The sequence below is a fragment of the Pseudomonas sp. NFACC14 genome (assembly GCF_900106885.1).
GTDB classification, from domain to species: Bacteria; Pseudomonadota; Gammaproteobacteria; order Pseudomonadales; family Pseudomonadaceae; genus Aquipseudomonas; species Aquipseudomonas fluorescens_AA.
In genome coordinates, this window is record NZ_FNOA01000003.1 from 388,819 (window position 1) to 402,015 (window position 13,197).

Consider the following 13,197-nt stretch of genomic DNA (forward strand, 5'->3'; position numbering starts at 1 on the left):
AAGACCTTTTTCTTGTTGTTGACCTCGATTTCCAGGCGTTGCCGGTGCCGGAACTGAAGGCTGCTAGCAAGGCAAAGGCAAGTACAGCTTCTTCACGCTTGTGATTCTGGCTTTGCTGATCACGGGTCAACTCCTGCGGTTTGCCTGAACCTTTACTGCTTCAAATCTTCTATCAGCTTACCCACCGCCAAATCAGACACCCGGGAAAACGCCGCCCGCAGTGCTTCGGGATCGGTGGCGTACTGCTCAGGGGTATAAGCGAGGGTGTTGCTTTCATTGAAGGGCGAAATGGTATTGAAGTTGCGCCAAACCGAAGTGCCACTGCGCTTCATGGAACCGTTGACGCCAATGACAGGGTAAAGCACGGTGCTGTAGTTTTTCAGGCTAAGCCCCCACTGCGGGACCATGATTTCAACGTCGGCATCAGCTCGTTCACCTTCCGCCACGAGGGTGAACATCCCTTCTTGTTTGATGCGCCTCTCGAAGCTTTCACGCACCAGTTGGCCCACATCGATACCGTGGGCTCGCATGTTGGTCAGGATTGCTTGGGAAATATCCATCGTCGCGCCGTCGGCCGCCTTCGTGCCCACGACCGAGCCGGCCCCGGTCAATGCGTTTGTGCCAGCGCTCGATGCGCCGGACGCCATACCCGCCGCGGCACCTGCTCCGGCCCCCAGCCCAGCCCCCCACGCCTGGGTCATGCTCGTGTACTTGAAATTTTCGACCGCAAAGTACACAGGAAGGATCTTGATCGTTTTGATCTGGTGGCGATCTTCAACACTCAAAGACTTGGTTACACAGCCGGAAAGCAGAACGAGCGAAAGCAACGCGAACATAAACTTTTTCATGGGGGGGAAACCGATTACCTGGATGAATGAGGGCTCTGGGCGCCATGATCGACAACCGTTTCAATAGAAGCGGTCTTCTTCCTTCATGCGATAAATTCGTCCGAAGGTTGCAAAGGAAATCCCGAGGAATACCAATGTCAGCACGACTCCGCCAGCCATGATGAAAAAGCCGGAGCGATACGTGTGAAGCTCGGTGGCGATACTGCTGATTTGGGGAAACCAACGTGAGTACAGCAGCGGAACGTCGCCCCCTACCTCGTACTGATCATGTTCGTTGTAGCGTTGGTCCACGTATTCGTCTTCATGGACTTGTTGATCACCGTCCACATACCGGTAGTGAATGATGATGCCGTTAGCGTTCATCGGGATGCTTTCCAGTTTCGTCACGCTGCCTTTTACCTCGACAGCACTCCATCGGATCGCCCCATAAATGGACCCGGAATGTTTCGCCAGGGAGGCCAGGAACAGCAGCACACAGCACGCAACGGTAAGCAGGACTATTCGGTTATAGAGTTGATCTTTTTCAGCTTCACGTGGGTAAAACATACTCCGGTCCTTCGTATGAGATTCGTCCGCAACCTATCGGCGTGTGATCCGGCAACTTGAGTTTACCTTTCCTGTCCTGAGGCAAGCGCCTTGGCTACCTCACCTCAACAATATCCATTGTTTGGAGTAACAGGACTAAACCTCTCTCACGGGCCAGGTACCGTTCATACGTTCTCATTATCCGATCGGGTAAACGAATACCGATCGATATCAGACCTGAGCTTCCAGCCTTGGCTATGCCAATAGTTGGCAGCCGTTAGATTGGTCTTGAACACGTCGAGATGACATTTAAGTATTCCGTGTTTCTCAAGACTCGAAAGACAGTGCTCGACCAACGCATTTGCTATGCCTTGTCGCCGATACTGGGGAAGAACAACCAAATGCTGCAGATAGCCTCTGCGGCCGTCGTGTCCACACATGACGCAACCGCAGAGGACGGCTCCGACTTCAGCCACGAAGCTCATCCCGGGATTTCGCTCCAAGTATTTCGCGGTCGATTCACGAGAGTCAGCGTCACGGAAGGAGACGCCTGGAGTACGCCTCATGAGGTCGATGACAGCATCGTAATCGTCCATGGTCATGACACGGATATTGAACATTGATTGAGCCTTGCTGTGTTACCTGGCTGGCCCAGCAGACTAGCAGAAGCCGCTTGGAGGGTGCTGCGCCGACTCGCGTGGGGATCGCCCATGCAGCGCTTTATCCAAGGAAAGGTCCAGCTGTGCGAGACCTTTCCTGTATTGAGGCGAACGCCTCGACTACCTCACCTCAACAATATCCAACGCTCGATTCGCCAACAGCTCACTCACCTCGATCACCTGCAAAATCCCCAACGCCACATGCCGGCGAGACCCATCCAGATCAAACGCCAGATCGTTAATCATGGCATTCGCCGACGCCAGGTTCTCACTGAGATTCGCAAGCAAACATTCAGAATCAACCCCAGGGTCAATCCGTAAAATGGAGTCGGTCTTGTCAGACGTTTCGCTCTTAGGCTTCAGGTAGTAATCCAACGCTCGCGTGGCAGCGTCGTCGATTTTCTTGTTGCGGGCAGACTGAGCACGGGAGACGTGTTCGTTCGTATCAGGGGGGTTCGGAGTATCTTTTGCCATTACCTTGTTTCCTGTAGTTGGAGCCATCACCCGCTCGCGACTAAACGATTGGGAGGCAGCTGTACGCAGGTTAGTCGACCGGGGAAACAAGAAACCGGCGCGTCCGAGGACGCCCTGCGCACAGCCACCATCAAGTGCAGGATGAGAATCCCGACTGGATGACGCCTAGCACAACCTGTTTCAACCTGGGCGACTAAACCCGATCACTGATGAGCAGTGACAGGTCCCAAACTACCGATGCAGCCCAAGGCGAACAAGCCGGCGGATTCTGGCGTAGTTGTAGGCAAAGGCGCAAGGCGACGTCGGCTGGCGAGTTGCGGACGCCCAATGGCTGACAGTCACGGCTGACGTTCCTACAACCCACGCAAAAAATCTTTCCACTCCATCCCTCCCCGCAAAGCCCCCATCCGCTCCAGCAAAGCCCCGCACAAATCCCTACCTCGATAATGCCTTCTTTCACACCCCCTAGCGCTACAACCGAGCACCGTGTTTTCCCATGAACCTACGCACCTTCATCCGTCGCTACTGCCTGGATTCCAGGCTCGCCACGAATGCCCTGACCCGCCTGCACCGGGCGCTTTCCTCTCTGGCCCGCTACCTGGCGCAACAAGGTTTCGACGACAAGACCTGGCCGGCCACCCGCGACGAAGGCGCCCTGGACCGTCGTCTCGACACCGTGCGCCCGGAGCTGGCCGCCACGGTGTTCAGCCACGCTCGGGAAGGGGTCATCCTGGTTGACCCGTACGGTCGGGTCATCGCCGTGAACGAGGCCTTCACGCGGCTCACCGGTTACGGTCAAGACGAGGTGCAGGGCCGCGAGTTGAATTCCCATCGCATGGTGCGTCGGCTCGCGGCGTTTTATGCGCCGATGAAGAATGCGCTGGATTTCCACGGGCACTGGTCCGGTGAAATTCAAAGCAATCACAAGGATGGCCGGGAGATGACGTCGCGCATCAGCATCAGTGCGGTGCATGACCGGCATGGCAATGTTCAGCACTATGTGGCGTTGTTCAGCGACATGACGCAGATGAAGCAGCGCCTGCAGTTACTGGAGCGTGACGCCCGGCATGACGCGCTCACGCAACTGCCCAATCGGTTGCTGTTGACCGAACGGATGCGCCAGGCCCTGGGCAAGGCCGCTCTCTATCAGCAGAAAGTGGCCATCGCGTTTATCGACCTCGATGGGTTCAAGGCGCTCAACGACAGCTATGGACATGACTGGGGTGATCGGGTGTTGCAGATTGTCGCGACACGAATCAATGCGACGTTGCGTGAAGGCGATACCTTGGCGCGGCTCGGTGGCGATGAGTTCGTGGCGGGGCTGGTGGATTTGCAGGCGGTGGAGGACAGCGAGCCGTTGCTCAAGCGGATGCTGGCGGCGGCCAATGCGCCGATCTTGATTGGCGCGCAAACGGTGGAGATTGCCGCCAGTATCGGCGTGGCGTTTTTTCCGGAGCATGGGCAGGAGGTCGATGGGCTGATCAGCAAGGCGGACCAGGCGATGTACCTGTCGAAAAAGGCCGGCGGCAATCGTCTGGCGTTTTGTCCGACGCGGTTTATTTCGCTCAATAGCGAAGCCTGACGGTGGTGCCGAGGGTTCGTTCGCTGCCGGTCATGACGCCATAGTCGCCAGCGCCGAGCAATGAATACACGGCGGTGATGTAGTTGCGGTCGAAGACGTTGCGCACCCAGCCTTCCACTTCCCAGGCGCGGTCCTGGCTGCGCAGGCCCAGGCGCAAATTGGTCAGGCCGTAGCTGGGTTGATAGCTGCCTTCGCCGCCTTCGAGGGTGCCGGAGTAGCCGGTGCGGAAGCTGTAGTCGATACCGCTGAAGGCTTCCAGCCCATAGGGCAGTGGATGAGTGTGGTCGAGGCCGCTGCTGAGGTTCCATTCCGGCGCGTTGTAGAGCCGGTCGCCGCTGAGGTCGCAGGTCCATTGGCCCGAGGCCGGCGGGCACGGGGCGTTGGGGAAGCTGCGGTAGCGCGCATCGCTCCAGGCCAGGCCCAGGCGCCCGGTGAGTCGCGGGGTGAGTTGCCAGGCGGAATCCAGCTCGATGCCGCGCAGGCGGACCTTGCCGACGTTGATCAGGTTGTCCCGCAGCGGTGGCGCGAACATGGACGTGGGCGGGCTGTAGGTGAGCGCCTGGTAGTTGTCGACGTCGGTCTGGTAGACGGCGAGGTCGAGCAATGCGCGCTCGTCCCAGAAGCGCGTCTTCATGCCCAGTTCCAGGGACGTGGCCCGCTCCGGCTCGAAGGTGGGTGCGGTGAACGGGCCGACCACGTCGAAGTTGATGCCGCCGGCCTTGTAGCCCCGCGACCAACTGACGTAGCCCATCACCCCATCGCTGAAGCGGTAGCTGGCGCTGAGGAGGCTGGAGACGTTGTTTTCCTTTATCGAATCCTCGCGGTAATAACCACCACCCAGGGCAATGTCGCGCAGCAACAGCCCACCGGACTGGAACACCGCTGGCAACCCCGTCAGCGGGGCGAGGTTGCTGACGTCGCGGGAGATCCAGCCGTCCTTGCGCTCCTGGCTGTAACGCAGGCCGCCGGTGAGTTCCAGCGGGTCGATCGGGCGCCAGGAGAGCTGGCCGAAAATGGCTCGGCTGTCGCCCTTCTGCTCGCCGTCATAGCGTTGCCGGGCGCCGTCCAGCAGCATCGCCGGCACCTGCTTCGGATTGGTGAAGGTGATGCCGTAGAGCTTGCGCAAGGCTTCCAGCTGATCACCGACGAACCAGGGCGCGGCGTCCTTGCCGAATTCGGCGTCGATCTCGCGGTCGAGTTGTTGGCGCAGGTAATAGAGCCCGGCCACATAGTCGACGGAAGAACCGACCGTGCCGGACAGGCGCCATTCCTGGCTGAACTGCCGGTGGCCCAGCTCGGTTTCGGACTCGGCCACGGACAGCGCGGTGCTGTCGCTGTCGCGGGTGGCGCGGTAGTCCCAGTCGCGGTAGGCGGTGATGCTGGTCAAGCGCATCGCCTCGTCCAGGTCCCAATTCAATTCCAGTGAGACACCGTTCTGCAGGGTTTGCGGATGGCCCGGCGCGTCGATGCGTGTCTCGCGCTTGTAAGGGTCGGGCTCCGCCAGCGGATAGCCGAGGAACTGGGCGCGCTTGCGGGTCTGCTGGCTGTAGTGATTGACCAGCAGGACGTTGCCGGCTTCGTTTTGCTCGGCATAGTCGGCGATCAGGCGCGCACTGAAATCCGGGGTCGGCGTCCACAGTAACTGGCCGCGCAGGCCATGGCTGTCGGCGTCGCCGAGGCGGGCGCCGTCTTGCAGGTTTTCCACGGTGCCATCGGTGGAACTGTCGAAGACATTGAGTCGGCCGGCGAGCACGTCGTCCTGCAACGGCCCGGAAACCGTCCCGCGATATTCCCGCAGGCCGCGCTCGCCGTAGCTGGCTTCGAGGTTGGCCTCGGGCTGGAACGTTGGCTGGCGAGTGATGATGTTCAGCGCGCCCGCCGTGGTGTTCTTGCCGAACAAGGTGCCTTGTGGCCCGCGCAGCACTTCGATGCGCTCGATGTCCATCAACTCGGTGAAGGCCATGCCCTGGCGTGCCTGGTAAACGCCATCGACGTAGGTGCCGACGCTGCCTTCCAGGCCATCGTTGTAGGCGGTCGCGCCGAAGCCGCGCAGGCCGAAGCCGGCATAACGGGCGTCGTGACCGGACACCACCAGGCCGGGCACCCGCTGCTGGATGTCTTGCAGGCGATGCAGGCCGGCCTCGTCCAGTTGCTCGCCGTAGAGGACGTTGATCGGGATCGGCACCTGTTGCGGGTCTTCCTCGCGACGGCGAGCGGTGACGGTGGTGGCGTCGAGCGTGAGGGCGCCGGGCGCCGCTTGCTCGGCCTGGACCGACGCCCAGGGCAACATCGAAAGGCCGCCGAGCAGGAACAACCGGTAACCCAAACCCGGCATCCTAGTGCTCCCGAGCCAACGCGCGACGCGTGGTGTCCGGGCAGGCCAGTGCCTTGACCCACGCCAGCAATTCGCGGCTGTCGGCGGGCTTGAGCAGGACCGCGTCGAAGGCCAGGTCCTCTGGATAGTCCTGCGGCCTGCGCGGCGGCACCGCCGAATAGAGCATCACCGGCAGATGGCGCCAACGCTCGCGCACGTGGCGCAGCAGCGCCCACCCGTCCATGCCGGGCATCATCTGGTCGCTGATCAGCAGGTCGATTGGCTGCTGCGCCAGGCAGGCCAAGGCGTCTTCGCCGTTCGCCGCCATGCTCACATCAAAACCGTAACCCGCCAGCAAGTCATAGAGCCATTCGCTGTTCTGCTCGACGTCGTCCACCAGCAGGACGTGTTTGCCCTGGCCGTCAAACGGCATGGCGTTGTTGTCGACGATGCCGTTTTCCAGGTCGTGTTCTTGGGCGCCATTCAATTGCAGGCGAAAACTGAAGTGGCTGCCCTGCCCGGTGGCTTGGGGTTCGAGGCGGCTGTCCATGCGCTCCAGCAGTTGCGTGACGATGGACAAGCCCAGTCCGCTGCCTTCGTAGCGCTGGGCATTGCGGCCACGGCGGAACGGTTGCAGCAGTTGTTCGAATTCTTGCGGGTCGATGCCGATGCCGGTGTCGATCACGCTGAAACGCAGTTCCACGGTGTTGGCGGCCACGCCCGGGGCCCAATCCACTTCGAAGCGGATCTGGCCGTTGCGGGTGAATTTCGCCGCGTTCGCCAGAAGGTTCATGAGCACCTGCCGAAGGCGTTTGAAGTCGGCCTCCACCAGTGGCGGCAAGTCATTGGCCAGCACCGCCTCGAAGGTGTTGCCCTGGCGTGCGGCGAGAAAGCCCGCTTCGTCTGCGATCTCGTTGAGGAACCCGTACAGGTAGCCGGGCGCGAGGGTCAGTTGCATTTGCTCCAGCTCGCCACGGGAAAACTCGAGCATCTCGTCGATCAGTTCCAGTTGCTGGCGGGCGTTGCGCTCGATGGTCGCCTGATAGTCGCGGTTGGGCCCGGCGTGCAGCAGACGCGCATAGTCGATGATGCGCACCAGCGGCGAGCGCAGGTCGTGGCTGATGCGCGCCATCAACGCGCTGCGGGCCGCCAGGGAGTCGCGCAACTGCGACGTGCGCAGGGCCACGGTGCTTTCCAGGCGTTCGTGCTCGGCTTGGCGTTGTTGCTCGAGGGTGGTCAGGGCGTGTTTTTCGCGGTTGCGGCTGCGGGCCACTTCCATGATCAAGGTGCACACCAGCAACGCCACACCCGGGAGTGTGGACGATAAGCTGTATTTGCTCTGGGGCGACTGCCAGGGCAATTGTTCCTGGGGGAAAAGCATCCGCATCAGCAATTGCGCAAGCAAGAGCCCCGACACCAGCCAGGCCAGCCAGCTGTAGCTCAGGCGTCTGCGCCAGGCCATGAACAGCGTGACGAGCAGCACCCCGTAGAAACTCAGGAGGGAGATCTGGACGATCTGCGCGCCCTGGACGGGATCGACTTTCAACCACCAGAGTCGGCCGAGCACACAACCTGACAACGGCAGCCAATAGCTCCAGCCAATGACTTTGGGCAGGACGGACACCTGCAACAGCACGCGGAAGTAGGCGAGGAACAGGACGAACGAGATGGCGCTGGCGCAAGTCAGCAGCTCCCGTGTCCAGCCCAGCGCGGTGGGCCAGTAGATCAGGTAGCCGTTGAGGATGCAGGTCAGCAGGATGTAGCTCAGGACCGCGCCCGCATTCACGCTCAGCAATCGGGAGCGCAGGATCCAGCCGACGATGAAGCCGAACGGCACGACCAGCAGGACAATGCCGAGGGCGAGCCCGTCGCTCAGGTAAGTCTGCTGCTGGCTGCGCAGCAATACCGGTTCGGACCACAGCTCCGGCTCCAGCAACAGCTGGAAATGGCTCGTTACGCGGACGAACACCGTGACGCTCTCCCCCGCCGCCAACGACACCGGGAACGCCGGTTGGCGCGCCGCCGGCTGGGGCCATTCGGCCAAGGGATAGGCACCTCCGGCGTGGGTTTCACGCCAGCGCCCGGCTGACGATTGATAGACACGGATGTCGTCCAGGCGAGGCGCCCCGACCACCAGCAAGCGCGAGCACGCCGCATCGCTGGAATTGGTGAGCTGCCATTTCAACCAGAAGGCGGAGCGGCTGTAGCCTTCGCTCGGCCAGCGCGGGGTGGCGGGGTTGAAACGGGTGTCGGGCAGTCGGGCGACTTCTTCGAGGCTCAAGCGGGCCTGGGCGTCTTCGAAAATCTGCGCCGCAGGCATCAGGTCCAGACGCTCAGCCCGGCACAGCTCCACGGGCGCGGCGTGTAGCAGCCCGGCGGACAACAAGGCGACCGTCAGCACCAGAAACCGTAGGAGCCGCATCAGGCGCGTCCGACCGACTCTGTATCCACGAGGCCCAGGGTCTGCTGGCGAAACTGGCTGGGCGTCATGCCGATTCGCTGTCGAAACGCGGTGGTGAAGTTGCAGGCATTGCGAAAGCCCACCACTTCGGCGACGTCCTGCACGCTCATGGCGCTTTCGGAGAGCAGTTCCTGGCCGCGTCGCAATCGCGCGTCGCGAATGTAGGCAAACACGGTCATCCCCAGGTGTTCGCGAAAAATGGCGGAGAGGCGTTTTTCATGAGTGCCGACTTTTTGCGCGAGCATGCCCAGGGACGGTATATCGTCCAGCTGGTTTTCGATCAGTCGCATCGCCGCGCGCAGCACGATTTCATCGCCTTGCGGTTGCGGATCGGCCGGGTGGTCCGCAATGGGCGGTGGCGCTCGCCAGGTCAATTGCAGATGGATCCTGATGCGTGCCAGGACTTCCTCGGGGGCGCAGGATTTGGGGATGTAGTCCACCGCGCCCACGGTCAACCCTTCCAACCGCTCCAACGACGTATTGGCCGACGACAGAAACAGGATCGGGGTATGCCGGGTGGCCGGTGCCTCGCGTAATAACCGGCACAGGCTGAAGCCGTCCATTTGCGGCATGTGCACATCCAGGACGATCAGGTCCGGGCGCAGGGCAAGGGCGCGTTGATAACCCTGGTAGGCATCGCTGGCCAGGGAAATGCGCCAGGGCTGGGTCTTCAACAGAATGAGCGTGGCGCGGATGTCTTCGGGGACATCGTCGATCAACAGAATATGCGGCAATGGCTCGGAGGCCGCCGCGCCTGCCGCCGTCAATACCTGCCTTTCGTATCGTCCGTTGTCCATTCGCCAGGTCTCTTTTGTATTTAGCCGGGTCGCTGTCGTGCAATTGCCAAGCGCGGAAGCACGTTTCGGGCCGGCAACAAACCGATATAGCGGCAGATCAAATGAGAACTGAAGCTATCAAATTCTTAATCGGCGATAAATGGTCGTCCCCTCGTGGCGCCTACCGATACGGGGCGTTATGGGCGGGGCGCAGGGGCGTGTGGCAAGGGATATCGAACGAGAGGGGGCTATGCCTGGAAAAAAGCCCAGGCGCAGTGGCCAACGGGGTTGATGCTGTTCACTAAACCGTGGCGAGGGGATTTATCCCCGTAGGGCTGCTAAGCAGCCCCAAAGCAGCAAACTCAATCTTCCTGACACACCGAGGTGCTTGATTTGAGGGCTGCTGCACAGCCCAACGGGGATAAATCCCCTCGCCACAGGTTTGTTGAACGGCTTGAATGAACAGCAATGCTTTCAGGTCGCCTTGAAACGTTTAGAACGAGTAACCGATCTGCGCGAGCAGTTGCGGGTTTTCCTGGCGCGTGTCGCTCTGCGCTTCGCCGCCGGAGTGGCGCCAGGCGACCGTTGCGTCGAACGAGAGTTGGCCGTATTGAGCGCGCAGGCCCACACCGCCGCCGGAGATGCTGCGGGTGTTTTTCTCATCGGCCCACTCGTCGTGGTTGATGCGCACCTTGCCGGCGTCCCAGAACAGGTAGGGCGTGAACTTGTCGATCGGGTAGCGAAGCTCGATCTGGGTCAGCATGCCTTCGTCGCCCGAACCTTCGCTTTGCGGATAAGCCCGTACGCCATCGATGCCGCCGAGGCTGAAGTCTTCGGAGGAGTCGAGGTTGTCGTTGCTCCACTGGCCGAGGAAACGGGCGAAGAGCGTGAAGTTGGCCGGCAGCGCTTGCAGACGCGCCAGGTCGACGTTCACTTTGCTGAAGTTGCCCTCGGTCTGGGCGGTCTGGCGGTCGCCCTCGCGCAGGGCCGAGTCCAGTTTCAGGTCACCGTAGGTCAGCGTCGCGCCGCCGTAGGTGATGCCGCCGCCGAACAAAGTGTCCCTCACGTCAAATTGCAAACTGATGGGCAGCGTGTTGCTGCTTTTTTCAAAACTGAGGCCCAGCACTTCGTACTTATCCTCGAGTTCCTTGTGCTGGTATTGCCCAGCCAACATGAGGTTCGCCTGGTTGCTGCGCAGGAGCGGGTAGCTCAAGCCGATGCTGCTGACCTCAGCGGTACCGGTGGCCCCCAGATCGGCGAATTCCGCGCCCAGGTCGTAGGAGCTCTGGGCGTAACCCACGTTGCCGCGCAGGCCAGAGGTGCCCAATGGCATCGAGTAGCCGAGGCTGCCGAAATACAGGTCTTCATCGGTGGCCATCACCGCGGCGCTGAGCCGGTCGCCCAGCATCAGCGGGCTGTTCCAATCGCCTTGTACCGTCAGGCGATTGCGCCCCGAATACCGATTGCCATGGTTGTCCAGGGTGGCCTTGCCCTCGAAGGCCTCGGTCTTGCTCACTTTGGCATCGAGATCGCCCGTGCCGAGTGCCTCACCTGGCCGGATCACCGGCCGAACAGCCACGCCCGGCAAGTCCGAGAGCACCAATATGCTGCGCTCCAGCCGGTCACGCTCGATCACGTCGCCCGGTTGCAAGTCGTCCAGGAACGGCTGCGCCTGCGCGGCCAGTTTCGCATCGTCATTGGTGGCGGTGATTTTTCCATAACGGCCTTCGATCACCGCGATGGTCAGTTCACCGTTGGCCATGCGTTGGGCCGGCAGATAGGCACGTGCAAACGGGTAACCTTGCTCACGGTAGTAAAGCGTGACCTGCCGGGCCACTTCCCGCAGCTCGTCCAGGTCGTGGGCTCGACCGATAGCCGGGGCGACGACGCGTTGCAGGCTGGCCTCGTCGATGCGCGTGTTGTCGGTGAAATGGACGGCGTTGAGCTGGACCTTGGCGCCGCCGACTTTTTCCTGCTCTGGTTGTGGTGCGTCTATATCCAGGCGAATGCTTTGCGGCAGTTCCTGCTGCGGAATCGGCAGTTCCTGCAGGATACGGCCGGCGTCGGGGATCGGGCGTGCCGGCAGGGTCGCCGCCCAAGCCGGGGAAGTGGACAACAACGCCAGACCGGCCGCGCAGGACATCAGTTTGTTTTGCATGGGATCAATCTCGAATAATTCGGGTTGCCTGAGCCCATGACCACGTCCAGGGACGTGGCCAAGGGTTCCTTCAAATGAAAAGGTGGATGTCAGGGATCAGGGACGCATGGCCAGGCTCGGCAAGCGCACACCGCCGCGCACGACGAACACGGTTTGCGGTGGGTAGGCCGCACAGGCGCCGCCTTCGGATACGCCACCATCGGAGCAGACGTTCCCGGCCAGTTCCCGCTCGCTGGCGGTGTCCTCGGCCTGGGCAGCCGAATCGCTGTCGCCTTGCGCCAGGGCGTCGCCCGCGCCGTCGCCCGCCTTCCCGCTGGCACGCGTGCCGCCCTGGTCCACCAGCAACAGACCGCCGTCATCGACCCCGTGATCAGACCAGTCGACCGGTTTCGCCTGGGTCGGGTTGAGCTCCGGTGCATGGGGCGAACTCACCTCTGCGCCGACGCGTGTCGCATCGGCGACGCTCTGCCGCACGGCGTCATAATCAATCGACGGCGTCACGGTGAGATTGGCGTTGGCCGGGTTGCTGACGATCAGGTAACCGAGGTCAGCCAGCCCGCCGATGTTGATCAGGTGCGAACCCGGGCCTTGAGTGCCGACCGAATACAGTGGGTTGCCGAGCATCGGCTTGGTGTCGCCGTTCCACAGGCCGTTGGCGTCATAACCGGCGATACCGCCGCCGTTGAACGTGGTTTGGCCATCGAACACCTTGGTCTGGGTGGTCGCACCGTTGGTGGACACCACCAGGACGGGTTGCTCGCGGTAAACGGCATACACGCCTGTGTTGCCCAAGGCCCTGCCGAAATTGCTCTGTTGCTCGTCACTGTTGTAGCGGAAATTACCGCTGCCACTGCCGACCACATCCACCACGCGGGTGCTGCCAGCGAGGCTACCGGTGTAGATCACTGCCCGGCCGCCGGCGCCGGTCGACACCGTCACGCCCGCGTCGGCCTTCACGTCACCGCCCGCAGCCACGCCCGCCGAAGCGGATTGACCGGCGTTGAGCACGATCGCATCGGCGGCATTGCTGGTGGTGCTGACGTTCTCGGCCAGGGTGATGTTGCCGGTGGTCGTCACAACCTGGACTTTGCCAGTGTTGCCGATACCGACGATCTGATCCAGCTGGGTGCCGTCCAGTGCCGTCTCGGTCAGCGTGCCGACGGTGACGTCGGTCCGATTGACGAAGCTGACATCCTTCGCTCGGCTGGCGATATCGCCGACCCAGTTGCTGGCGTTGCGCAGATCGAAATCCCCGCCCTTGAGCGCCAGGCCATCGGCGGTGATGTTGCCGTTGGCATCCTGGGTGGTCTTGCCGCTGATGTTCAGGAACACATTGCCGCTGGTGGCCAGCCCTTCGTTGATCGCCAAGTCACCTTGGGTGCCGATGCTGACGTCGCCGG

At 61.7% G+C, this 13,197-nt stretch carries 10 protein-coding genes; 1 reads left to right on the forward strand and 9 read right to left on the reverse strand.

Going from position 1 to position 13,197, the window contains the following annotated elements:
- Window positions 1–152 precede the first annotated feature (152 nt).
- The 4 genes from BLU85_RS08470 to BLU85_RS08485 all read right to left on the reverse strand — a co-directional run bounded on the left by BLU85_RS08470 (window position 153) and on the right by BLU85_RS08485 (window position 2,506).
- Complete coding sequence (locus BLU85_RS08470; protein WP_092205429.1) at window positions 153–848, reverse strand: hypothetical protein; 696 nt, start codon at window positions 846–848, stop codon at window positions 153–155.
- Window positions 849–908: 60 nt separating this feature from the next.
- Entirely contained in the window at window positions 909–1,394 is a 486-nt protein-coding gene (locus BLU85_RS08475) for a DUF3592 domain-containing protein (RefSeq protein ID WP_170847679.1), read from the reverse strand.
- A 164-nt stretch (window positions 1,395–1,558) separates the two neighbouring features.
- Window positions 1,559–1,993, reverse strand: coding sequence for a GNAT family N-acetyltransferase (locus tag BLU85_RS08480; protein ID WP_092205430.1), 435 nt, complete (start codon window positions 1,991–1,993; stop codon window positions 1,559–1,561).
- Window positions 1,994–2,152: 159 nt separating this feature from the next.
- Window positions 2,153–2,506: a DUF6124 family protein gene (locus BLU85_RS08485; RefSeq protein ID WP_092205431.1), complete on the reverse strand. Its 354-nt coding sequence runs from the start codon at window positions 2,504–2,506 to the stop codon at window positions 2,153–2,155.
- A 496-nt stretch (window positions 2,507–3,002) separates the two neighbouring features.
- Between BLU85_RS08485 and BLU85_RS08490 the strand changes: the two genes are divergently transcribed.
- Complete coding sequence (locus BLU85_RS08490) at window positions 3,003–4,088, forward strand: sensor domain-containing diguanylate cyclase (RefSeq protein WP_092205432.1); 1,086 nt, start codon at window positions 3,003–3,005, stop codon at window positions 4,086–4,088.
- Here BLU85_RS08490 and BLU85_RS08495 read toward each other — a convergent pair.
- The 5 genes from BLU85_RS08495 to BLU85_RS08515 all read right to left on the reverse strand — a co-directional run.
- Window positions 4,072–6,423 (reverse strand): TonB-dependent receptor, encoded by a 2,352-nt coding sequence (locus BLU85_RS08495; RefSeq protein WP_092205433.1) that lies wholly within the window; start codon window positions 6,421–6,423, stop codon window positions 4,072–4,074. The two genes, BLU85_RS08490 and BLU85_RS08495, sit on opposite strands and share 17 nt — an antisense overlap.
- Before the next feature lies 1 nt (window position 6,424).
- Window positions 6,425–8,824: a hybrid sensor histidine kinase/response regulator gene (locus BLU85_RS08500; protein WP_092205434.1), complete on the reverse strand. Its 2,400-nt coding sequence runs from the start codon at window positions 8,822–8,824 to the stop codon at window positions 6,425–6,427.
- Complete coding sequence (locus tag BLU85_RS08505; RefSeq protein WP_092205435.1) at window positions 8,824–9,660, reverse strand: response regulator transcription factor; 837 nt, start codon at window positions 9,658–9,660, stop codon at window positions 8,824–8,826. The genes BLU85_RS08500 and BLU85_RS08505 overlap by 1 nt, the downstream gene beginning before the upstream one ends.
- Window positions 9,661–10,132: 472 nt before the next feature.
- Window positions 10,133–11,797 (reverse strand): ShlB/FhaC/HecB family hemolysin secretion/activation protein, encoded by a 1,665-nt coding sequence (locus BLU85_RS08510; RefSeq protein WP_218190008.1) that lies wholly within the window; start codon window positions 11,795–11,797, stop codon window positions 10,133–10,135.
- Between the two features lie 96 nt (window positions 11,798–11,893).
- Window positions 11,894–13,197: hypothetical protein (locus BLU85_RS08515; RefSeq protein WP_218190009.1), on the reverse strand; the 1,304-nt coding region annotated here is incomplete at its 5' end.